Below are 23,655 nucleotides of genomic sequence, written 5' to 3' on the forward strand. Positions count from 1 at the left end.
GGGGCGCACAATTGCGCGCCCCATTCGCACCAATACACAATCAGTGCGGCCGCGCATGCGGACGCCTGTGTGGGGTGCTCACGCACCCTGGAAAAAGTGTGTCTGACACGCTTTAAAGCTATTTTTCCAGGGCAGGGGTGTTGCCGCGAATCAGCTTGCGGGTCGCGGTCGGATTGGCCCAGCGCACGGCGTTGCTAATAACGAGCTGAACCTCTGGATGATGATAGGTGGGCAGCGTCTCGTGACCGGGACGGAAATAGAAGATTCTGCCCTGCCCACGCGTGTAGCAGCAGCCGCTACGGAAAACCTCTCCACCGGTGAACCAGCTGACAAAGACCAGCGTGTCCGGTTCGGGAATACCAAATGGCTCGCCGTACATCTCTTCATGCTCGATCTCGATGTAGTCGCCGATGCCTTCGGTGATAGGATGGTTGGGCGCAACGACCCACATGCGCTCCTTATCATTGGTCTCGCGCCACTTGAGATCACAATCTGTGCCGAGTAGCTTTTTGAAAATCTTGGAGAAGTGGCCGGAGTGCAGGACTACCAGGCCCATTCCGTCCAGTACGCGTTTGTGCACCTTCTCAACAATTTCGTCGCGCACCTCTCCATGGGCCATATGACCCCACCAGAGCATGACATCGGTATTTTCCAGCACTTCATCGGTTAATCCATGTTCCGGCTCATCCAGGGTGGCGGTGCGTACGGTATAGCCCTTTTCGCTGAGCACTTTGGCCAGCGTGCCATGAATCCCCTCTGGATAAATCTTTGCGACCTCTGGTGATTTGCGCTCGTGGCGGTATTCATTCCAGATGGTGACACGGATGTTTGCTGTCATTGTATGCCTCTTTCTAAGTCGTTACAGTGGCACTGTTGTCGCCTCATCGGGATGTATCTATCTTGCTCATGTCTTCTAGCAGATAGATGAGAAGAAGATGGCTGACCAGAATTGACACTTCAGAGCAAGCACATCTTAGTTCGCTTTTATTGTAACACGTGCTTCCTGAAATTGCATGGCGCTCACATCGTTTTTTCATTTTTTAAGATGTTTCTGACATTTGGCCTGTGTTTGTATGCTGATTATGTAATTCTATTTGTGTCATGATGTGCTTTATGAAGGGATAAGTTTATGAGTCAGATACAGGAGAAACCACCGCAAAGGGAATCTGAACAATCACTGTGGCGACGCTATCGTAGCTCGAAAAAGGCGCGCCGCATTACCGCCATTGTTTTATATCTGTTGCCCGTCGTGGTGCTGGTGACATTGATGTACACCGTGTTTATTCGGCCCCCCTTTAATCCCAATGAGGGAAAGCCGACGCCACAACCGGTGACGAAAAACCATCAACCAACGGCGCAACCGACTCCCTCCAGGACGCGTATCAAAGATCTGGATACTATCGCAACCCAGGTGCTCAATGATATGAACGCGCATAGCTGGGATGATCAGCTGCACACCACTTTGATCAACTGGCGTAAAAGCGATGTTCACCAGGTGAACTGTAGCCCTGATCGCTGTGATCAGCGTGGACATTCCACCCGCCGCGATAGCCTTAATGACCTGCGTATCCTGGACAATATGTACTGGTATAAGATGCGTCATCCCGATGATAAGTCAATTGACCAGTATATCGCTCGTATGCTGCCGACTACGCAGCGTGAATGGGGCCATACCGTCCTGAACAAGGGCTGGGTCTACTTTACGTTGCTGCATATGCGAGACTTCAGCCATGATACCGATTACTGGAATCACACCATGATTGGTTGGGCTACATCCGAGTTTAAGAGCATTGACTCCAACCTGGGCGTGCAGCATGGCGATCTGGATACCAGCGCCGGCGGTGGCAACGTTCATCTTCATGATGGTTATCGCGTCGATCACGCGCTGGAGACCAGCCTGGCTCTGGTTGATGCGGGAACACGCTTCCAGCACCCCGAATGGGTGGCCGCCGGCAACCGGGGAGCGGAAGCCGTCATCAAGCAGGCATATAATCAGCGCTACCACCTTTTTGGTCGTATCTACCTGCTGAGCGATTCCCGCTATGGCACCAACAAACTGCTGGACACGCAGGCGCGTATGGGCGAGACCGGTCAGGAACTCGAAGCACTGATCAGGACCGGCGCTTATACGCACAACCAGACCTATCTGAATCTGGCTAAAGAGATGCTGGACGGCCTTGAGACCTCGCCGTTACGCGACCGGACCAATGGTGGCTTCTACTTCAAGCTGTACCTGGGACCCTATCAAGGCTTTAATACAGGCTATGTTGATAAAAGCATCAAAGAGACTCGTCAGATGCACGTTCTGATCGCTGTTCACCTGGCCAATCTGGTCTTCAACGACCGCTGGGCTGATTTAGAGAAAGATCTCATCCAGGTCGCGACCCAGCGCCTGTTCTTACCCGCGCCTGTACCTGGCTTCAGCTATCGGGTACTCCCCAACGGCGATATGTATCCCTGCCCTTCCTGTACCGTAGCCCCCAAACTGGAAGACTGGGTTACCTCTGAGGCCGACAACATCAGCCTCGAAGCCTTCCAGACGGTCCTCTCGCACCGCCAATGGCTCTTCCCTACCAAATAGCTGGTAGTGCACTTCCCATGGGGAATGGGAAGTGCACTATTATGCTTATATATTGTGGTCAATGATGCAAATGACGCGCATTGCGCGTCATTTGCATCATTGACCACAATATATAAGCAAGGGCGGCCGCGTATGCGGACGCCCGCGAGGGGGCTACCCGCGCCCACCCACACCAGTAAAAAGGGTGTCAGACACCCTCCTAACCGCGTAGATTAATGCGGAAGTGATATTCGTTGTTGTGGTTGCCGTAGGTGCCGTCGAGATAGTTGCTGAGCGGATTTCCTCCACGCGGTACGATAAATGTGGGTGCGTGGCAGAAGTCGTCATCGGTGCAGCCGGGGAACTTCGATATGTCCAGGTGGATTGGTGCTTCCAACTGGGTCCCGTCGGTATCGCTGGCTGTTCCCGGATAGATGTTGATGCTCTGCCCCTGATCGTCCATTGAGATGAGATAGAAATGGCCGATGGCATCCTGAATAATACGTACCTTATTGGGGGCCGTCACATTCTGAATCACATTTTTAATGATGGTGCCATGATCGACGATGACATGATGGACGCCGTCATATTGATTGCTGTAAATGATATGGGTACGCCCCTGCGTATCCATATAGGCATCCGTAAGGTAGGTGACGTCGGAGTCATCATTGCTGCGTGGCTGTATCTGCGTTAATGGCAGCTGCAGCATGACAGGATTATAGACGTTGCCGATATAAAAGTACCTGATCTCATTGAAGATATAGTTAAAGTCCTGAGAGCTGGGATAGCCCAGGCGTGGACGCAGCACGTCACGCATGGCGACCATGGTCAGATCGTTGTTATAGCCGGGAAAGAAGAAGGCGTAGGTATGGCGATAATCCATCTGACTGGTATGAAAGGTCCAGGTATTGGTATTTGGCGAATAGTAGGTCCAATAAAAGATGCCCGGCACGTCATCGCCGGTCTGAAAGAAGACAATGTCTCCCAGTGGATTGATGGCGGCTCCGCTATAGCCCTGATCGCTGGACCATTGTCCTTGTAAGATCTCCTCTTTAAAGGTCTGGCCCAGGTTGGTTGATACAAAGTGATGGGCTTCCTGGTTCGTGCCAGGCCAGGAGAACAGGTGAATCTCATCGTGGGGGCCACGGATAATATTGATAGGTTCACTGCCAGCATTGCCCTGCTTTAGCTCGGTCCAGGTGCTGCTGCCGGGTGCCTGGTGCATGAGATGCCAGGTGCGGTTCTGCTGATCGCTTCCTTCCGAAATAAATACCGTAAATAGATCGCCGGAGGTTGTGCGGATAATACGTAGTTTGTGTGCGCCCCAGCTGTTGGGTACATAGTCGCCTTCATTGCCAAAGGCCTGGTCCGTTACCTGGTCCAGCTGGTTTAGCGTAGGTACCCCTGGTATGGTCGGCTGAATGATCGTAGATGTTGGGGCGGATGTGGCCTTTGGCTTTGGCTGTGGTTTCGTGACCGGAGTCGTTGCGTGCGGAGGTACCTGGAATCCAATACCAGTGGGTGCTGGCGTTGCGGTCGGCGCTGAGTTCTCCGCTGGCTGCGGATGCGAATGGGTCTTTTGCGTATAGATAGATATGGAGACGGCGATAACCAGTATGGCTGCGAGTGAGTATATAATGGCCCTTTTTCTACCGCTGATGGCACTACTTCCTTTGAACTTATCTAAAAGTGGCACTTTCAATATCCCAAACCCCCTTATTGAGCTTTTCGATGGAAAAGCCATATCTATCTATATTAAGAATATTGACGTTGTGTTGAAAACACAATAATCTCCAGATATATTAAACGAGAGCCACACGCCTTTCTATCCTGCTTATGACTTTCTGCCTATTACACCTTTCATAATACGGCAAAGCCTTTTTCTGTCAACAATGTTTAGCATAATTGAAGAGCATGATAAGCAGATTAAAAATCTGGTCGTACAGCATCTGCTGCATCCATTTTCGATTGTACTGACACTATGAAAGTGGATTGTTCTGTCATTGTGGGGCACATAAGCATCTTCACATGCGCGTTTACGCTTGTTTTTAGGTTGGAGCAGCAAGTGCGCGCATGCGCGCACTTGCTGCTCCAACCTAAAATGGACTCATGGGCACGGCAAGTGCGACACCTCGTGCTGGTTATGCTTGCCGTGCTTAGATGTCATGTGTGGATGTACCAGGGGCGCATCCGCGCCCCTGGTACATCCACACAAAATCCAATGTGGCCGCGTAGCGGACGCGCATGCGGGAGCGCTCACGTACCCTGACAAGAAGTGCGTCTGGCACTCCCCAACTAAGGAGTCGAAATGTATGGCCTGTACGTCAATAAAGAAAGAAGACTTTATATTTACTTTTTGACAAGGATCGATTAATGGATAAAAAAGTAGAGATTCTGGAGCAGCGGGTGCTGCTGAATGATTTCTTTAAAATCGAGGAGGCCCGTCTACGCTTCAGGCGTTTTGATGGGCAGATGAGCGATCCAGTTCGTCGGCTGGTATTGGAGCGTGGTGACGCTGTGGCGGCTCTACTGGTGAATACCGATACCCGCAAAGTGTTGATGACCAATCAATTCCGCTACCCGACCTGGGACAAAGGACCCGGCTGGCTGCATGAGGTGGTTGCCGGTATGATCGATGAAAATGAGCAGCCGGAGGATGCAGTCAGGCGCGAGATTCATGAAGAGATCGGCTACCAGGTTCATGAGCTGACGCCGATTGCTACCTTTTATGTTTCGCCCGGTGGCTCCTCGGAGCGTATATTCCTCTTTTACGCCGAGGTGACCAGCGCCGATCGTGTCTCAAATGGAGGCGGTCTGGCCACCGAACACGAAGATATCGAGTTAATCGAGGTATCCTTTGATGAATTGTGGGACGTACTTAAAAGAGGAGAGATCCGCGACGCCAAAACCCTGATCGCGGTCCAATGGCTGCAGCATAAGTGGCAGACCAGTTCCCAGGCATAGATAAGATTGTGAGGAGTTGGTGCAATACAGGAATGGGTGCAAATGCACCCATTCCTGTATTGCACCAACTCCTCACAACAGTTCATTCAGGGAATCGATATAGAATTTTGCGAATTCGCATATATAATACTCATAGATGCTTGCTATGAACTATCTTCTCCTTTCTGTTCTTTAGTAGAACAGCGGGGTGCAGGGGCGGCAGCCCCTGACGGAGCGCGAGGTGTCCTCGCACTCCTCTCTCTCCGTCCCTTCCGGAGGAAGGAAGGAGAGCAAAAATTTTTCCTTTTGACTAGAGGTTGTGACGTTTGTAGGGTATTGGTTGATTTATATATTATAGATGAGTTGTTTTTGTGTTTGTATTGAGTAAAGAACAGGGGCCATTTTGAGTACATTGATCTGTGAATTTACGTCGGTAACAGCGACACTACCTGGCAATAACACCGTGGAGAGTTTCCATTATGCGGGAGCAACGCAGCAGTTTTCTACCCTGATGGCTAAATCGACCCCTAAAGCTGTGAATGCCCACCAGTCAACGTCAGCGGTAAGGCATGCCCCGGTCGGCGTCGCTTCGACGGTGGCTACGACCGGTGGCGCCGGCAATACAGATATGGCGGTCAGCGTCTCCTTTAATCCGACGCTGTTTTTTCTCGGCCTCTTCCTGCTGGCGATCTCTATCGCCATGGTCTGGTTCATCTTGAAGCGCGCCGGGCAGAATAAGATCGATCTCAACGAGATCGTTTCATAAGCTGGACCAGTAAGCCCTTTTATATAGCATGCACAAATAAAAAGGTCCAAAGTGGGAGACCTCCCACCTTGGACCTTTTTATTTGTGCATAACCCTTATGCCATCAGGGTTTGGTCGCGGTTGGGACCGACGCCGACGCTGTGGATGCGTACGCCAACCAGTTCCGACAGACGATCCAGGTAGGCGCGGGCGTTGCGGGGCAGGTCCTCTAGCGTTCTGGCCTGCTGGGTGGATTGCTGCCAGCCGGGAAGTACCTCGTAGACGGGCTCACATTTTTCGTGGATGACGGGATCAGGCAGGTGCTCGATCATCTCGCCTTTATAACGATAGCCGGTGCAGACCAGGATCTCGGCTAGCGTGTCCAATACGTCCAGCTTGGTGATGTTGAGGTCCGTGCAGCCGTTGATCTCGGTGACGTAGCGGGTGACGACGGCATCAAACCAGCCGATGCGACGGGGCCGACCGGTGGTGGCGCCAAATTCTCCTCCCAGGGTGCGCAGATTTGTTCCCATCTCGTCGTGTAGCTCGGTTGGCATGGGCCCTGTGCCGACCTGGGTACTGTACGCTTTGGCTACGCCGATGACGCGGTTGATGTAGCGCGGCGGTATACCCGATCCGGCGGAGGCGCCCGCGGCGGTGGGGGAAGAACTGGTGACAAACGGATAGGAGCCCCAGTCGATGTCTTTCATGGCGCTGAGCTGGCCTTCGAGTAAAATATTTTTGCCTTCCTGCAGCGCTTTGCGTACGATCGGCATCGTGTCTACAATGCGCGGTTTGAGCTGCTGCCCCCAGGAGAGCGCGGACGCGATCAGTTCCTCGGCGTCAAATGGCTGCTGCCCGTAGACGTGCGTGAGGATGGCGTTATGCTTTTTGATGACGGCGCTGAGCTTGACGCGGAGAATCTCCTCATGGAGCAGATCATGGAAGCGAATACCAATGCGCCCAACTTTATCGGTATAGGCTGGTCCGATACCGCGTCCGGTCGTATCGACGCGATACGCTCCTCGAGCCTCATCTTCTACTTTGTCGAGTAACTTATGATAGGGCATAACGACATGCGCCCGATCTGAAATCAGCAGTTGATCAACGGAAACGCCTTTGCTGGCGATGGCTTCCATCTCTGTGATCAGATCTTGCGGATCGATGGCGGTTCCTGTCCCCATGACGCAGATACAATCGGTGTTAAAAATGCCGCAGGGTACAAGGTGGAGCTTGAATTCACCATAGTTATTGACGACTGTATGGCCTGCGTTGCCACCGCCCTGGAAGCGCATGCATAGGTCGGCCTCGTTGCTCAGAAGGTCTACAAGCTTCCCTTTCCCCTCATCTCCCCATTGTGTGCCTACAACTACGGTTACTGTTCCAGCCATGACGGCTACTCCTCTCCAAGATGCAAGGCATCTCGCGTTGATGTATGTAAATTTGATGGTAGGTTGATTGGTTGCGATCCCATGGTTGCGATAGCGACGAGCTGTTCGGCGTCCTGCGCGGGCAGCAGGCTGCGGCGCAGATTGACCATATGCGGACCAAAGGTGGCCTCTAGCTCGGGCGAGAGCTGCTCATAGATGGCCGCCAGGTAGGCTTCGTCGCGAATGAATTTTTCCACCATGCGAACCATGGTGCGGTTCTGGGTGACGACGCCGGTGGCCGGAGCATCCAGCGAAGCGACCAGAGCCTCTTCGAAGTCGATTGCCAGCGCGATTACATGGCCTCCTACTACCTTTTCGGGTCCCTCGTGCTGATAGATCATGGCGTAATCGGCGCTGGCCTCACCAAATAAGTTCAGAATTATCGTGCAGCCCCGGTCTCGCGCCTGCTGTAAGACGTCGCTCAGACGGTCGAGGTCCTCGGCCCAGAGACTGGCCGCGATCCGCTGCCGGGCCGATGTGATCAGTTCGCGCAGACGCGCCTCAATCCGACTGTACTCATTGAGCTCCCAGAAGTGTCCTACGTTATCTGGCTGCTCCAGCGCGGTCAGCTGCTGCTCCAGGCTCTGGCAGCGTTGGGCGGTCTCCTCCTCAATGCGCTTCAGCAGCCGTGCCGGTGAGACGGGCGCGTAGCGCACCGGGTCAGCGCTAACAGCTGTAACACGTTCCTTGGCGGTCAGAGTTTCAAGGGCCTGGTAGGTATTGGCTCTGGGCAATCCAGCCCCCTTGCTGATCTCATAGCCCGTCGAGAGTGGGTGCTGGAGCAAGAAGATATAGATCTGTGCTTCGGCGCCGGTAAATCCGAGATGCTTCATCTCCTCAACGGTCGACATCGTCACAACCCTCTCCTTCTTTCTCTTACATTAGTAGTAGCTCCAACTACTACTATAATAATCGGCTCCCCAATTGTCAAGAGTTAGAGAGTGTCAGACACACTTTTTACCGGGCGTGAGCGTCCCCGCACGGGCGTCCGCTACGCGGCCGCAGTGATTTTTTATGTTAACGTATGGAGTGCGCATTTGCGCACTCCATACGTTAACATAATTTGACAGATTTTGTTGGTTGGTGCGGCAGGAGCGCATTCGCGCACTCCATACGTTAACATAATTTGACAGATTTTGTTGGTTGGTGCGGCAGGAGCGCATTCGCGCACTCCATACGTTAACATAATTTGACAGATTTTGTTGGTTGGTGCGGCAGGAGTGCGAATGCGCTCCTGCCGCACCAACCAACAAAAGACTGTTGCTTTTGCGTGCGATGGGTGGTAGTCTGTTCAGGTTGTGAATAGAAAGGGGATAATGGGTTTATGTCTGAGGAGAAGGTTGTGAGGGAGAGCGCCAGGCTGTGTACGCGTGAGAGCCTGGCCCACGATTTGCGGGAATTGGGGTTGCGGCCGGGGATGACGGTGCTGGTCCATTCATCGTTGAGTTCTTTGGGTTGGGTCTGCGGGGGACCGGTGGCGCTGGTGGAGGCATTGATGGATGTTGTTACGGATGCGGGTACCCTGGTGATGCCGACGCAGACCGGCAATTATTCTGATCCGGCCAACTGGCAGCATCCGCCGGTGCCGCAGCCCTGGTGGGATATTATCTATGAGGCGATGCCGGCCTTTCGGCCCGAGGTGACGCCATCCTATAAGATGGGTGTTGTCGTGGAGGCGTTTCGGACCTATCCCGGTGTGCTGCGCAGCAATCATCCGCAGGTTTCGTTCGCGGCCTGGGGCCGGCATGCCCGTCAGATTATTGACGATCATGGACTGGAATATGGTCTGGGCGAGCGGTCGCCCCTGGCACGCATGTATGAGCTGAATGGCTGGGCATTGTTGCTTGGGGTTGGCTACGATAGCAATACCACTTTCCACCTGGCTGAGTATCGCATTCCAGGCGCGCAAGAGGTGACGCTGGGTGCTCCGATCATCGAAAATGATCGGCGTATCTGGAAGCGCTTTAAAGATATCGAGCTTGATGCCGATATCTTTCCGGCCATCGGCCTGGATTTTGAGCAGACCCGGCAGGTGTTGTGTGGCAGTGTCGGGCAGGCGCCTTGCCGTCTTTTTCAGCAGCGGCCCGCCGTCGACTTCGCGGCCGCGTGGCTAAAGCGCCAGCGAGGATTGTAATTCCGCGCGGCGCTCTAGTCGTTTGCCGGGTTACCGCTGTTCGTTCCAGCGTTCTACGACCTCATCGATACCTCCGACCATATAGAACAAGCTCTCAGGAATATCGTCGTGCTCACCGGCCATGATCGCCCTGGCCCCGCGCAGCGTTTCGGCGATCGTGACGTAGCGCCCCTCCATATTGGTGAAAATCTGGGCGACGCTGAGTGGTTGCGTCAGGAAGCGCTGCATCTTGCGGGCGCGTGTGACCGTGAGCTTGTCTTCGTCCGAGAGCTCTTCGACTCCCATGATGTTGATGATGTCCTGCAACTCACGATAGCGCTGCAGTAATCGCTGTACGTCGCGCGCGGTGTTATAGTGTTCCTCGCCTACCACGCTGGGATCCATGATGCGGCTGGTTGATGCCAGGGGATCTATGGCTGGATAGAGCCCTTGCTCAAACAGGGAGCGTTCCAGCGAGACGTTGGCGTCCAGGTGGGCGAAGGTTGTGGCCGGGGCGGGATCGGTGTAGTCGTCCGCTGGTACGAAGACGGCCTGCAGCGAGGTGATCGAACCGTCCGCGGTGCTGGTGATGCGTTCCTGCAGATCCCCCATCTCTTCCGCCAGGTTGGGCTGATAGCCTACCGCCGATGGCATCCGCCCAAGCAGCGCCGAGACCTCGGCGCCGGCCTGCGAGAAGCGGAAGATGTTGTCGATGAAGAGCAGCACGTCTTTGTGCTCTGCGTCGCGGAAGTATTCTGCCATGGTCAGACCCGTCAGGGCGACGCGCAGCCGTGATCCCGGCGGTTCGTTCATTTGCCCATAGACCATCGAGACGCGATCGATGACGCCGCGTTCGATCATTTCGTGATAGAGCTCGTTGCCCTCGCGCGTGCGCTCTCCGACGCCGACAAAGACGCTGTTGCCCTGGTGCTGTTTTCCAATGTTGTTGATGAGCTCTTGAATAATCACCGTTTTGCCGACGCCAGCACCGCCGAAGGCGCCGATCTTGCCGCCTTTGACGAAGGGGCAGATCAGATCGATAATTTTGATGCCGGTTTCGAGGATCTCTGCCTTGATGGTCTGGTCCTCTAAAATGGGCGCTTCGCGGTGGATGGGCCAGAGCGGCGCATCGGTGATCGGCTCACCGTTGTCGACGGTCTGTCCCAGCACGTTGAAGATGCGCCCCTGCGTCTGAGGTCCTACCGGCACCGAAATGGGATGCCCCATGCTGATGACCTCGGCCCCTCGCTGCAAGCCATCCGTCGCTCCCAGCGCGATACAGCGCACCCAGTTATTGCCCAGATGCTGCTCGACCTCAAACGCCAGCGCCTGCTCGATGTCTGGTTGCTTTAAGCGCAGCTCATCATAGATCTTTGGCATCTCGGCGGCCTCAAATTCGATATCGACGACCGCGCCCAATACCTGCACAATTTTTCCGATTGGATATGACACCACTGCCATATGCTGCCTCCTTCATGGCTCTCTTCACTTTTTTCTTCTGTCCCTACTGTACCGAAAAAAGGAGGGCCGCATATGACTTATATAACGTAGTTTTGGGGGTGTAGAAAATGGGATATTGAGTCCTGAGAGGTAGGCAAAATAACGTAGGTGTTGGGTTTGCCTCGACTTTGTCGCGAATCGACCGGTCCCGGGCGAGCACGTTCCACCAACGGTGATATCGTTTCTTGCAAGCGTCGATCAACGCAAGCGTGGACCATCTCTTGATGCATCCTTTTCTGGGAACGCTCGTGTCTTGGAAGAAACGTCTGCGACGGCGTACGGGGCCGCTGCGCGGCAATCGGCCGCAAGGGCCGAACCTACGTGTACGTTTCTTTGTTTTGTCTCGGTTGCTTTTCGCAAAAAAATGCATGGCACTTGATGACCACCATTGCATTTTTCATGCGGGCCGCATATTCTATGATTGAATATCATCGATCCAATTGCGGCTATGTGATGGAAGGAGAAACACATGCCCCGTGAGCATGAATATGTGAAATTCTGGCAAGATGCCACCTTAAGTAACCTTGAACTGCTTCACGCGACCTATGTCAGGCATTCGTTTGCTCCCCATACCCATGAGGGTTATGCGATTGGAGTCATTGAGCAGGGGGCGGAGCAGTTCGCGTATCGGAGACGTCAGCATGTAGCGCCGGTCGGGAGCATTGTGTTTATCAATCCTGGTGAGGTGCATACCGGTTCGGCGGCGGCCGAGCATGGCTGGACCTACAGGATGCTCTATCCATCAACCGAGCTTTTACAACAGGCGGTTTCTGATCTTACTGGCCGGTCACGCGATATCCCCTTCTTCACCGAACCGGTGGTGCATGATCCTGACCTGGGAGCCGAAATCTCTCTTACTCATCGAGCTCTGGAAGAACACGCGTCGACTCTTGAGCGGGAATCGCGGATGTTGTGGACCCTCGCGCGCCTGATTTTGCGCTACGCCGATGATCATCCGCGCCCACGCCTGTTCACCAAAGAGCATATGGGCATACAGCGCGTTCGTTCCTACCTTGAAGAAAACTACGCCGAGAATATCTCGCTCGACCAGCTGGCCGCGATCGCCTGCCTCAGTCCATTCCACCTGCTGCGCTCATTTCGAGATCAGGTCGGCCTGCCTCCTCATGCCTATCAGATCCAGACACGCATATGCCACGCGAAGTCTTTGTTAAGCGTCGGTGTATCCTGTGTGGACACCGCCATCACCGTAGGCTTTGCCGACCAGAGCCACTTTACCAAAAACTTTAAACGCATCGTTGGTGTCCCCCCAGGGCTCTACGGCTCAATCCTCCATTCATAATCTTTAATTTAAGAGTGTGCCTTAATCTTTTGTGTTGGTGGGTGGGGTGCGCATTCGCGCACCCCACCCACCAACACAAAAAACAGTGCGGCCGCGTAGCGGACGCGCGTGCGGGAGCGCTCATGTACCCCTGTAAGACGAGAGTAAGAAAAATAGCAATATCAGACAAGACGGGCGCCGTTTTTATTCTCTATAATGGCTCCATGAAAAAAGTATCACATTTTGAGTTCCTACACGGGGTCAGGGACGAACTGCCAATCTTACTCGGCGTGGTCCCCTTTGGGATGATCTATGGGGTGTCGGCGATCAGTGCGGGCATCCCGGCGAGCATCGCGCAGGCCATGTCGTGCATCGTCTTCGCAGGCTCGGCACAATTTGTGATCGCTCAACTCATCGCGGCCGGCACGCCCGCGCTGGTTGTGATCCTGACCGCCTTTATCGTGAATATCCGCCATGTGCTCTATAGCGCGTCGGTCTCTCCCTATACGCACAGGCTTCACATGCTCTGGAAGTGGCTGCTGGCATACCTGCTGACCGATGAGGCGTACGCGGTGACCATCTTGCATTATCAGAAGCCGGGCGACGACGGGCGGAAGCACCTGTATTTCCTGGGGGCCGGACTGGCTCTGTGGACAACCTGGCAACTGAGCACCGCCGCGGGCATCTTCCTTGGCGGACATATCCCGGCGAGCTGGTCGCTTGATTTCACCTCTACATTGACGTTTATCGCCCTGGTTGTGCCAGCGCTTAAAGACCGCGTGAGCACAGCTTCTGCGCTGGCCGCCGCGCTGACCGCGCTGCTCGTCATCGCCTTGCCCTTGAAACTGGGGATCGCGGTCGCTGCCCTGGTTGGCATCGCGGTCGGCCTCATCCTGGAGTTGAAGAGAAGAACATCGCTATAGCAAGCAAGGAACTGGATATGTCACAGCAATGGCTCTGGATCACTATCATCATTATCGGCTTGTTAACCCTGGCTACTCGCCTGTCATTTATCGTTTTCATGGGTAAGATGCAGGTCGCACCCATTGTTCAGCAGGCTTTGCGCTTCGTGCCGATCGCGGTCCTCTCGGCGCTCATCGCGCCCACGCTCTTTTTCCCGACCGGCTCGCTGGATATATCGCTAAGCAATGCTCGCCTCATCTCTGGCATCCTCGCCATCCTGATCGCCTGGCGCACCAAAAACGTCTTGCTCACCATCGGCGGCGGCATGGCCTGCTTGCTCATCTTACAAATGTTGGTTTTGCATCATTGAATCGCTTCTCTAAACCAATTTGTGTTCGAAGGCGAAGCGGCTGGCGGCCGTGCGTGAGGTGACGCCGAGCTTGGCATAGATTGAGCGTAGATGGGTGTTGACGGTGCGTGGACTCAGGACCAGCTTCTGCGCGATCAGTACATCAGTCAGTCCTTCGGCCAGGAGCCGCAGGACATCTACTTCGCGTGTCGTTAGTCCCGCGGGATAGGCCGCCCTGGATTTTTCCGCAACCGCTTCGTGCTTTTTGTGCAGGTGGATGTTGGCGATCATGCCCAGGGTCTGGGGCAGACTCATGTTGCGGCCAACGCTCCAGTTTTCGCTGAATGCTTTTTCGCTGATGTTTTTCTTATAGCTATCTATCTGTTCCGTATAGCTGGCCTGGTGTACTTTCTCGATGGGGGCGGACACCCCTTCGCGCAGGATAGATGCGGTACCCAGAAATTGGACGGCGCGTTCAGGCAGGTCTACCTGCTGGCATATCTGGGCGAATCCTTCCAGAGCGATGGCCATGCCGAGCAAGTCCCCGTGCTGAAATGCGTGGTGTAGCGCCTTGCGAATCTCTATGCCTGCCTGCTCGTAATCTTGTTTTGCCAGTGCCACGCATCCCAGCCCGTAGAAGATGGAGATCTTAGAGACCTGGTTGCCCATGCCGGCCATCATACTCATACTCTCTTCATAGTGGGCGCGGGCGTCATCATACTGGCCGTTCAGGCGGGCCAGGTCGCCGAGACTGCTCAGGACGGCTACGATGCCGGAGGGATAGTTTATCTCTCGGGTGATGTGCAGACTTTCTTTGAGGCGCTGGCTGGCTCGCGCGAGGGAGCCGGTACTGATGTCTAGCTTGCCCAGTCCCAGCAAAGCATTGGCCCGTTCACGCCTGGTACCCAGGGCCGTCGCCAGCCCCAGGCAGGCGTTCAGCGCCTGCTGCGCTCCCTCGTAGTCACCGCGCAGGCGTAGCGCGTTCCCGATACTGCTCAGGCAGACCACCTGGCCCCAGCGATCATTGAGTTGTTGATAGAGCGGCAGACCTTTCTGATAGAGGAAGACGGCGGTAATCAATTTGCTGCGCTGACTCATGACGTCGCCTACGTTGATCAGAACATCGGCCTGACTGCGGATATCTCCGGCCTGGCGTAAGAGGCGTAGACTCAAGGCGTAGCGCACCTGGGCGGCGGTAAAATCGCTTTGCTGGCTGGCGATATTGCCGCAGATGCTATAGAGCATGCCGCGACACCAGATGTCGGATGAGTCGCGTAGCGTCTCCAGGCTGTCTTCCGCCAGCTGGCGCGCGCGTTCGTAGTGACCCCGGTGTAGATCGAGCAGGGCCAGCGCTCCCTGCGCCAGGGCGTGGGTGCGTATGTCACCAGTCTGGGCGGCTATGCGGTTGCACTCCTCTAATCTGCTGCGAGCCAGGGCCAGGTTCCCGTGCAGGTGGGCCATGGTGCCCGCGCTATAGTAGATGCGGGCCAGAAAGTGGTTGGGCTGCGTGCTAGAAGATATGGCGATAACCTCTTCTAGCCAGCTGTAGCTCTCATTTAAGGAACCGCGCAATTGCAGGAAACGACCGAGATTGCTGGCCAGTTGCTGCGCAATATCGACTTCGAGCTGATCAATGACCCGGCGCAGCGCCAGCCAGATGTTGGCCGCCTCAAGATCGAGTCGGGCCAGCCATAGTGGCTGTTCGTTGCCATACAGGTATGGCTCGCAGCGCTCGACCAGCGCTGTGAAGAAGCGCGCGTGACGCTTCTGGGCCTCGAGCAGTTCCCGGTTCTGTTTCAGGCAGTCCAGCGCGTACTCACGAATCGTTTCGAGCAGGCTGAAGCGGGTCTCTGGCCCCGTATCGTCGGCGACGCGCACCAGGCTCTTGTCGACCAGCGAACCGAGCAGGATTAGCGTGTCTTCTTCAAATACCGCTTCAGACCGGGCGATGGCCGTTGCGGCTTCCAGCGTCCAGTTGCCCGTCAAGATGCCGAGCTGCCGAAAAAAGTATCTCTCCTCTTCATTCAGTAGATTATAGCTCCAGTCCAGCGTGGCGCGCAGGGTCTGCTGGCGTGGCGAGAGGTTGCGTGCGCCACCGACTAATGTGCGCAGACGGCTATGCAAACGTTCAAGCAGTTCCTGCAAACTCAATAGCTTGCAGCGGGCGGCGGCCAGTTCAATGGCCAGCGGCAGGCCATCTAGTTGAATACAGATCTCCGCGATGGTCTGGATGTTGTCTTGTTTGAGGGTGAAGCCGGGTTTAATGGCCTGCGCGCGCTCTACAAACAGCCGCATGGCGTCTGATGGTTCGTCTAGTTCTATCTCCTGCTGTTGGTTGGTCGCGGGCAACGCCAGTGGGAGGACCTCGAACTCATGCTCGCCATAGATGTGCAGGGCTTCGCGGCTGGTTGCCAGAATTTTGAGATCAGGGGCAGCCGCCAGCAGATCGGCGATGGCGATGTTGGCCGCCATCACATGCTCAAAGTTGTCCACTATCAGCAGCATGTGCTTGTTGTGTAGATATGCCTGGAGCTCGTCGCTGATAGAGTATTGGCCCGTCTCTTCGATGCCGATGGATCGCGCGATGGTGGGGAGCACGAACGTATGATCGCGCAGCGGGGCCAGCTGTACAAAAAAGACCTCTTCAGAAAAGAACGCGCGCATCTGCCGGCCGATCTCCAGGGCCAGACGCGTCTTGCCCACGCCACCGGGGCCGGTCAAGGTCAGCAGGCGTATGTGTTCGTTGCGCAGTAATGAAGTCGCCTGGAGCATATCAGCGTCACGGCCGATCGTCGTATTCATCTGAGCGGGTAAGTAGCGGTGTGTCTGGACTCTGTGAGATGGATTGTGCTGGTTCATCATCTTATCCTTGCTGCAGTCCGGGGGCGCGGCCGTTCTATACTCAACTATCATTCCTATTTTAACAGGTCATGACAACGTATGCATGCCGCTGTGATCGAATTGTGATGTGTTTAAGCTGAAGTGTGAGGGTGTCGTGATTGACACGGGCTATAATCGCTTAAGATGGAACAAGAGATTTAGCCCACTGGAATCTTTCTCCGTGCGTCTAATACGGTACTCATCTTGTTTTATCTTTGCCTTCTGGAAGCGAATTGTGTGCCCTCCAAGCTACATGACTTGCATCCGGGATTTGATGTTCGATCGTACCCATTATGACAATGAAGTTATGAGGGGTACGATCGAACATTTTTTATATGAAATACAAAAAACATCTCTGTGAGCAGTCCTTTCCATACAGCGTGCATGCAACAATCCATCAAACGAAGTTTGACAAAAAAGCACTAGTACTACTAGACATAAACATAAAAGAGATAGACATAAATAAAGAAAGAAAGTATACTGATGTCGCTTTTTGGTATTTTTTTGAAGAGAGGTATTATGAATGGATAGGGATAGGATGTACCTTTCCTCTCACGTACATGTTCCTGAAAAACTGATAGAGGAAGAAGGGCTTCCACCAGATCACGTCAATGCCGCTCGTCGCAAGCAAGCACCGGCCTGGTGGATGAGTTGGGAGTTCTATCTTATTGTTTTATTAGCAGTTGGATTACGACTCTATCGTATTGATACTGCTCAATATATGACTGACCACAATACGTTTTATCAGATGGCTCATGACGCGGTGGCGCACGGATTATGGCCCATTAGCGGCAACCGATCGTCGACGGGTCCATTGATTCCACCTCTGTTTATCTATATCATGATGCTTCCTGCTGCTATTACTGCTGATCCTGTCGCTGGAAATATTCTTATTGCGCTCTGTAATAGTGCGGCGGTGATATTGACGTATCTGTTTGTGCGGCGCTATTATGGACGGCTTGCCGGGACGATTTCGGCTCTGTTGTACGCGACGGCGGTCAATGTCATTATCTTCAGCCGCGATATCTGGCAGCCGGATCTGTTGCCGCTCTTATCGGTTTTGTTGCTGTTCCTGCTGTTTCGGGGAGTGGTACAGAGGAAGCCGTATTGGTTTGCCCCGGCGGTCTTGCTGCTCGCGGCGATGTATCAGCTCCATTCTACTGCGGTCTATCTCGCCATCCCTTTTCTGGTGGCGCTGGTCCTGGCCTTCAAAACGATTCGCTGGCGCGAGCTGCCATTAACGGTTCTGGGACTCCTGTTGCTCTTCGCGCCCTATCTCTACCTGGAACGTCGCCGACATTATCAAGATATTGTTGATTTGTTCCGTGTAGCTACTAAGCCCCCTGTTTTTAGCAAAGATGCGCTATTAATGTATGATACGTGGATTCATTCTTTTGTGCGCAACCAATTCTATAGCGTTATGCCATCACACCAAAGCGCTGATACACATCTCATTCCCAGTAATGCGCATTCTATCTTGCTGAACACACCACTACAACTGATCGCGCAATTGAGCCAGCCAGAGAGTCTCCTGATGAGTGTGTTGCTTGTGGGTGCATGGTTGATGGCGGCTGTACTGATCCTCTGGCCATTCGGCTCTGCTCAGAAACAACCTGGATTGATGGGCTGGTGGAAAAATCTGTGGCACTCACCACAACGCCATGGATTGCTCCTTTTGCTGGTCTGGCAAGGAACAGTCCTGCTTCTGCTGCGTCACTCGTCAAATGTTTATATTTATATCCACTATCTGATCTATCTTTTGCCCGGCCCTTTTATCCTCATCGGGCTCTTGCTGGCAAGGATAATTCAGTGGGTGCGCCACCTGCGTATTTCCTGGCAGTGGCCGCTAAGGTCGGGCTTCTACGTGCTTGTCGGCTTGATTGTTCTCGTACAAACGGCTGGAAGTGCCGGCTGGTTGATTGATCATGCGCGCGGCAATTTCGATAATACGTATGCCTTTCCGCAATATTTTGATCTGGCAACCATGCAGCGGATCGTGCACCAATCCGACCAGCTGGCGCAACAACATCAGCTTTCGCGTGTCTACATCAATATTCATGGGGACGATGTCCCTTCGGTAACGTACCTGGCACAATTCGCGCATACGCCAATCTCTGTCACTGATGCGGCTCAGTGCCTGACGATCCCCGATGTAGCGAGTGGTCCGGTGGTGTATGTTACCGATCCCAACCGGCCAGACATCGATGCCTTATTGAAGCGTTATACGACCATAACGTCGGTTGATACAATCCAACATCCAGGAGGTGCGCCCCTCAAGATGTATGTCCTGAGCGCGAAGCCAGAATCGCAGCCCGCTCTACACTTGAGCGAGGGTCTGCAATTACTTTCACAGCAGGCGGATGTCGTATCAGCGGGAGATGGCAATCCACACACGCTGGTGACGCGTTGGAAGATACAGAACTCGACGGTTCCTGAGCCACGTAAGAGCTATAATTATCGCTTTCAGGTACCGGAGAATCTGGGGTTAATGGCGCGTGACTTTCGCAATACCTATGGTGCTAATAGCGCACCATCCTGTAGTTTGTCAAGAAACTGGTCCGGCGATGAGCTCATCCCGTTAGTCGCGTTTAACGGCCCTGAGCCACAACATCTCAGCATGGAGATTGAGAAGTTCGTCACGACACCGCAGCATTATGATCATGGTGCTCTCAAGATGGTTACCTTTGATGTCGTCAATGGACCACATATCTCTTTACAAACGGCAGATGGGACAGGCACGATCCCATTTTCGGTCACAGATCAAACATAGAAAACGGTACAGCGGTTTCCGCTGTACCGTTTTCTATGTTTGATTTATTGACCATGCAACTCTACGTTGAGCTCCAGATTGACGTTGAATTTCTCTTGGACGCGGCGGTGCATCTCTTTGATTACATTCAGAATATCGCTGGTTGTAGCTCCGCCATTATTGACGATATAATTGGCATTGCGATCCGAGACCTGGACCGGACCCATGCGAAGTCCCTTCATGCCCACCTGCTCTATCAGCTGGCTGGCCGGCTGGCCGAGAGGATCTTTGAAGATGGAGCCAGTGTGATTGTGTAGCGGCTCATGTTCCTTGCGCTCCTGCTGATATTGCCTGAGCTTCTCTTCTAGCCGCTGGGGCTCCTCGTGGTATAGTTGGATGCCTAGCGTCATTACTATTTCCGCTGGCTCGATCAGGCGATGTGGAACCGACAGGATATTGCCCTGCTCATCAAATACGCTTTCATGTCCAGCACGGAAGCGACTATAGCGATAGCTAAGATCCAGTTCCTCCCTGGTGTAATGGCGTCTGAGAGGGAGGGAGAGCGCGTCCCCTTCGAGGTTACAGCCACGAGCATCCAGAACATCGATCGATTCCAATACTTCGCCCAGATCGTGGTTGTGAGCGCCCGCATTGCTGACGATGCCGCCGCCTAACGTACCAGGAATGCCGATCCCAAACTCTACACCCCCCAACCCAGTGGAGCCAGTTCATGGGCGATGCGCGGCCAGTTTGAGCCCGCGCTCACATTCAAAATGACCTTGCCGTCGGGCTCCTTATTGATCTGATACTCATGACCCGCCATCCTGGCCACAATACCGCGCACACCGGCATCGGTAAAAATAATATTTGAACCATTACCAATGAGCAGCAGGGGCCAGTGCTCTTCAGCGCACAGGTTAACCAGCCCGATCAGTTCGTCTCGCGACTCTACCGTAACCCAGATGTCGGCCGTTCCCCCAACTCCAAAGGCGCTATGTGGCGCGAGCGGCTCATCTCGGTGCACCCGCGACCCGAAACGCTTCTGCAAATGCTGATAGACCATATCCGCCTTAAAGGCCGCGCTATGTGCCAGGTCAAACAGCGGTACGTTGCCCGCCGGGTAGTTGTTATGAGGTGTCATATCTTGCATGTAACCCAGCTCCCTTTTATATATAAACCTATAAACCACATCGGTAAAATAGATGGATCATCTGCACAGTCAGGCAACGGCGGTAGCGAGAAACCGTAGAACGTTATTCCTGTTCACGGCAGCCAGGATCAATGCCGGTGATAATTCTACAGGTCTATCTCTTATTCTGCGCTTCTATGCACCCGCCGTTGTTTCTTCTATCATAGCCCTGCCCCATCACAGAGCTATCACTGCAGTTCCCCTCTATATCACAGGGATATCACGCCCCCCCAAACCCCAAAGTTACGTCTACGCATAAAGAATCTGGATGGTTAGTTGTGTGGTTGGGCGCGCATCCGCGCCCAACCACACAACTAACCATCCAGATTCTTTATGCTCCTCTCAATAATGAGGGGGTTGTGAGTGTGGTGGGTGGCGCGGATGCGCCCCCACCACACTCATAACTAACCATCCAGGTTCTTTATGCTCCTCTCAATTATGAACAAGGCGCGGTGAGGCGCATCCGCGCCCCACCCACCCACGACCAACTGTCCAGGTTCTTTATGCTCCTCTCAATTATGAATAAGGCGTGGTGAGGGGCATTGGCGCCCCCACCGTACACCTCTGAGATGATTAAGTCCATGCCGTAGAAGCCCCAACCCCACCAATAATGAGGGTGATGTGAGTGTGGTGGGGGGCGCATCCGCGCCCCCCACCACACTCACATCACCCTCATTATTATTAGCCCGCGCCGCAGGCGCGGGCCATGCCTTCAGGCACCATGACGAAAGTCATGGTGCCATATCCCTTTTTGGACTTTATTTCTTCTATATATGCACGTTATACTTTGCATGAGCTTGAGAGAGCGGCACAACTTTCGGCTATGAGGAGCGTTTATGCAGGAATCAATAGAATCAATATCAACAAATATCAATGGAAATATGAGGGAAGCGATCCACCTGCCGGACGGTGGACGAGAGGTTGCCGTCGAGGTACAGCACCTGGTCAAGACCTTCGGCAAACATGAGGCGGTGAAAGATGTCTCGTTCACCATCGGCAAAGGTGAAATCTTTGGCCTGCTGGGTCCCAATGGGGCGGGCAAAAGTACGACCATCAATATGATGTGTGGATACCTGAAGCCTACATCTGGTGATGTGAGCGTGAATGGGCTCTCGTTGTCCAGCCATATCCGCGAGGTGAAGCGTATCATCGGGGTGGTGCCGCAGGAGATCGCGCTCTATAAAGATCTGAATTCACTGGAAAATCTGGAGTTCTTTGGCAAGATCTATGGTTTATCGAAAAAAGAATGCCAGCAACGATCCGAACAATTATTGAATTTTGTGGGACTTTATGAGCGGCGTAAGGATGAGGTGAAGACGTTTTCAGGTGGTATGCAGCGGCGTATCAATATGGCTATCGGCCTGATCAATAATCCCGACTTTCTGATGATGGATGAGCCGACCGTCGGCGTCGATCCTCAGTCCCGTGAGCACATCTTCGCTACGATCGAGCAGATTCGCGATCAGGGGACCACACTCCTCTACACCACACATTATATGGAAGAGGCCGAGCGACTCTGTGATCGTATCGCTATTATGGATGAGGGCCAGATTATCGCTCTGGGAACGCTTGACCAGTTATTGGCGCTACGCGATCAGCGGCAGCAGGTGCAGCGACCCCATGGTCTGCAAGAGCTGTTTATTCAATTGACCGGAAAAACGTTGCGCGACTAAAGGTAAAGAAAATAATGAAGACACTCTGGTATATTGCGAAAAAAGACCTGTTGCAGGTTGTGAAGGATAGAAACGCGCTTGTCTTGATGCTGGTCGTTCCACTGGTGTTGATCACAGTGGTTGGCTTTGCTCTGGGCAATCTTTATGGTAATAACTCCTCCCAGATCAAGATCAAGGTGGCCCTGAGCAATCATGATGCAGGTATCGGTACAGTTATCGCCCGTTCACTCAAGGTAGATACAAAGAATCTCTTGATTACCGTCAGTGAGTATCCCGATACCGCTCAGGTGACCGCCAGTGTTAATGCCTCCAATGACGCGGCGGATGTTGGGATCGTTATCCCCGCTGGCGCCAGCCAGGCTATACTGGATGCCGGTCAGCCTGCCGGCACGACGAAAAATTTGATCCAGTTTTATACCTTGCCTAATGCGACTGGCACCTCCGTTACCATCGTGCGCAGTATCGTCGATAATGTTGTGCAGGAGCAGCGTATCGCCAGTGTCTCGGCGCGCCAGGTGCACCAGGTGTGTGGCCAGCCGGGAAATACATGCGCGCCACAGACCATCAATGACGCTGCGATTAGCGGCGCGGTCGTTAAAGCCAGTCAGACCAGCGATCAGACTATCGTTGCGCAGACGGTGGGACAGGCCTCGAAAGCGAGCGCGTTTGACCAGGTGGTGCCCGGTTACGCCATCTTCTTTTCGCTCTTTGGCCTGAACGCGGTGGCCGCCACGATCCTGCAGGAGCAGGAGGACGGGACCTTCCGCCGGCTGTTGATCGCGCCGATCCAGAAATACGCGCTACTGGGCGGCAAGATGCTGGCGCAGTTTCTGCTTACCCTGGCTCAGCTCACCGTCCTGTTCTTGGTCGGCTACTTTGTCTTCAAAATGCATATCCCTTCCTGGCCAGCCGTTATTCTGCTCTTGATCGCCACCAGCTTTGCCGCTACAGGATTGGGCATCCTGCTGGTGTCGGTGATCAAATCGCGGCGCCAGATCAATCCCGTGGTTAGCCTGGTGACTCTTATCACCTCGGCCATTGGTGGCGCGTGGTGGCCACTTTATACCGAGCCAACCTGGATGCAGCAGCTGGCCAAAGTCGGCATCACCGCCTGGGCCATGGAGGGTCTGAACGGCAGCATGCTCTTTGGCAAGAGCCTTTCGGGAGTGCTTCCTGATATCCTGGGATTGATGATCTACGGCGGCATCTGCTTCGTGATCGCCCTGCGCCTGTTTAGTTTTCAGCCCAAAACCGCTGTGGCCTGATCTCTCTATAAATTATAAGGGAAGATGATCTGGCGGTTTGACAGAACCATCTTCCTCATTAATAATGGATGAGCATA

General features: G+C 53.9%; 18 protein-coding genes. 10 read left to right on the forward strand and 8 right to left on the reverse strand.

Annotated features, from left to right (window positions below; genetic code table 11):
* Positions 1-118 precede the first annotated feature (118 nt).
* Positions 119-838 carry a ThuA domain-containing protein gene (locus tag AABA21_RS08565; RefSeq protein WP_338248814.1) on the reverse strand — a complete coding sequence of 240 codons (720 nt, stop codon included), beginning with the start codon at positions 836-838 and terminating at the stop codon, positions 119-121.
* A 291-nt stretch (positions 839-1,129) separates the two neighbouring features.
* Between AABA21_RS08565 and AABA21_RS08570 the strand changes: the two genes are divergently transcribed.
* Positions 1,130-2,581, forward strand: a complete 1,452-nt coding sequence (locus AABA21_RS08570) for a hypothetical protein (RefSeq protein ID WP_338248816.1) — start codon at positions 1,130-1,132, stop codon at positions 2,579-2,581.
* Between the two features lie 199 nt (positions 2,582-2,780).
* Here AABA21_RS08570 and AABA21_RS08575 read toward each other — a convergent pair whose 3' ends face one another.
* Positions 2,781-4,262 carry a superantigen-like protein SSL4 gene (locus tag AABA21_RS08575; RefSeq protein ID WP_338248819.1) on the reverse strand — a complete coding sequence of 494 codons (1,482 nt, stop codon included), beginning with the start codon at positions 4,260-4,262 and terminating at the stop codon, positions 2,781-2,783.
* 671 nt (positions 4,263-4,933) lie between these two features.
* Between AABA21_RS08575 and AABA21_RS08580 the strand changes: the two genes are divergently transcribed.
* Positions 4,934-5,524: an NUDIX domain-containing protein gene (locus AABA21_RS08580; RefSeq protein ID WP_338248820.1), complete on the forward strand. Its 591-nt coding sequence runs from the start codon at positions 4,934-4,936 to the stop codon at positions 5,522-5,524.
* Positions 5,525-5,906: 382 nt separating this feature from the next.
* Positions 5,907-6,269 carry a hypothetical protein gene (locus AABA21_RS08585; RefSeq protein ID WP_338248822.1) on the forward strand — a complete coding sequence of 121 codons (363 nt, stop codon included), beginning with the start codon at positions 5,907-5,909 and terminating at the stop codon, positions 6,267-6,269.
* Positions 6,270-6,364: 95 nt separating this feature from the next.
* Here the strand turns inward: AABA21_RS08585 and AABA21_RS08590 are convergent, their stop codons facing one another.
* The gene (locus tag AABA21_RS08590; protein WP_338248824.1) at positions 6,365-7,639 is read right to left on the reverse strand and encodes an adenylosuccinate synthase; all 1,275 of its coding nucleotides are present in this window, start codon (positions 7,637-7,639) and stop codon (positions 6,365-6,367) included.
* A gap of 5 nt (positions 7,640-7,644) precedes the next feature.
* Positions 7,645-8,529: a TrmB family transcriptional regulator gene (locus AABA21_RS08595; RefSeq protein ID WP_338251012.1), complete on the reverse strand. Its 885-nt coding sequence runs from the start codon at positions 8,527-8,529 to the stop codon at positions 7,645-7,647.
* A 473-nt stretch (positions 8,530-9,002) separates the two neighbouring features.
* On the opposite strand from AABA21_RS08595, the gene AABA21_RS08600 reads away from it, so the two are divergent.
* Positions 9,003-9,812, forward strand: a complete 810-nt coding sequence (locus tag AABA21_RS08600; protein ID WP_338248826.1) for an AAC(3) family N-acetyltransferase — start codon at positions 9,003-9,005, stop codon at positions 9,810-9,812.
* 30 nt (positions 9,813-9,842) lie between these two features.
* Here the strand turns inward: AABA21_RS08600 and atpD are convergent, their stop codons facing one another.
* Positions 9,843-11,252, reverse strand: a complete 1,410-nt coding sequence (gene atpD, locus AABA21_RS08605) for a F0F1 ATP synthase subunit beta (RefSeq protein WP_338248828.1) — start codon at positions 11,250-11,252, stop codon at positions 9,843-9,845.
* Positions 11,253-11,760: 508 nt separating this feature from the next.
* Between atpD and AABA21_RS08610 the strand changes: the two genes are divergently transcribed.
* The 3 genes from AABA21_RS08610 to AABA21_RS08620 all read left to right on the forward strand — a co-directional run bounded on the left by AABA21_RS08610 (position 11,761) and on the right by AABA21_RS08620 (position 13,843).
* Positions 11,761-12,591, forward strand: a complete 831-nt coding sequence (locus AABA21_RS08610; RefSeq protein ID WP_338248830.1) for an AraC family transcriptional regulator — start codon at positions 11,761-11,763, stop codon at positions 12,589-12,591.
* Positions 12,592-12,794: 203 nt separating this feature from the next.
* Positions 12,795-13,493: an AzlC family ABC transporter permease gene (locus tag AABA21_RS08615; RefSeq protein ID WP_338248832.1), complete on the forward strand. Its 699-nt coding sequence runs from the start codon at positions 12,795-12,797 to the stop codon at positions 13,491-13,493.
* Between the two features lie 17 nt (positions 13,494-13,510).
* Entirely contained in the window at positions 13,511-13,843 is a 333-nt protein-coding gene (locus AABA21_RS08620; RefSeq protein WP_338248834.1) for an AzlD domain-containing protein, read from the forward strand.
* Positions 13,844-13,852: 9 nt separating this feature from the next.
* On the opposite strand, the gene AABA21_RS08625 is transcribed toward AABA21_RS08620, so the two are convergent.
* Positions 13,853-16,684: a LuxR C-terminal-related transcriptional regulator gene (locus AABA21_RS08625; protein WP_338248836.1), complete on the reverse strand. Its 2,832-nt coding sequence runs from the start codon at positions 16,682-16,684 to the stop codon at positions 13,853-13,855.
* A gap of 541 nt (positions 16,685-17,225) precedes the next feature.
* On the opposite strand from AABA21_RS08625, the gene AABA21_RS08630 reads away from it, so the two are divergent.
* The gene (locus tag AABA21_RS08630) at positions 17,226-19,472 is read left to right on the forward strand and encodes an ArnT family glycosyltransferase (protein ID WP_338248838.1); all 2,247 of its coding nucleotides are present in this window, start codon (positions 17,226-17,228) and stop codon (positions 19,470-19,472) included.
* Between the two features lie 44 nt (positions 19,473-19,516).
* Here AABA21_RS08630 and AABA21_RS08635 read toward each other — a convergent pair whose 3' ends face one another.
* Positions 19,517-20,164: a UDP-N-acetylmuramate dehydrogenase gene (locus tag AABA21_RS08635; RefSeq protein ID WP_338248840.1), complete on the reverse strand. Its 648-nt coding sequence runs from the start codon at positions 20,162-20,164 to the stop codon at positions 19,517-19,519.
* Positions 20,152-20,601: an FAD-binding protein gene (locus tag AABA21_RS08640; RefSeq protein WP_338248842.1), complete on the reverse strand. Its 450-nt coding sequence runs from the start codon at positions 20,599-20,601 to the stop codon at positions 20,152-20,154. The genes AABA21_RS08635 and AABA21_RS08640 overlap by 13 nt, the downstream gene beginning before the upstream one ends.
* An 875-nt stretch (positions 20,602-21,476) precedes the next feature.
* Between AABA21_RS08640 and AABA21_RS08645 the strand changes: the two genes are divergently transcribed.
* Together AABA21_RS08645 and AABA21_RS08650 are read left to right on the forward strand one after the other, a co-directional pair.
* Positions 21,477-22,313, forward strand: coding sequence for an ABC transporter ATP-binding protein (locus AABA21_RS08645; RefSeq protein ID WP_338248845.1), 837 nt, complete (start codon positions 21,477-21,479; stop codon positions 22,311-22,313).
* A gap of 14 nt (positions 22,314-22,327) precedes the next feature.
* Positions 22,328-23,578 (forward strand): ABC transporter permease, encoded by a 1,251-nt coding sequence (locus AABA21_RS08650; RefSeq protein ID WP_338248847.1) that lies wholly within the window; start codon positions 22,328-22,330, stop codon positions 23,576-23,578.
* Positions 23,579-23,655 lie beyond the last annotated feature (77 nt).

The organism is Dictyobacter halimunensis, assembly GCF_036245075.1.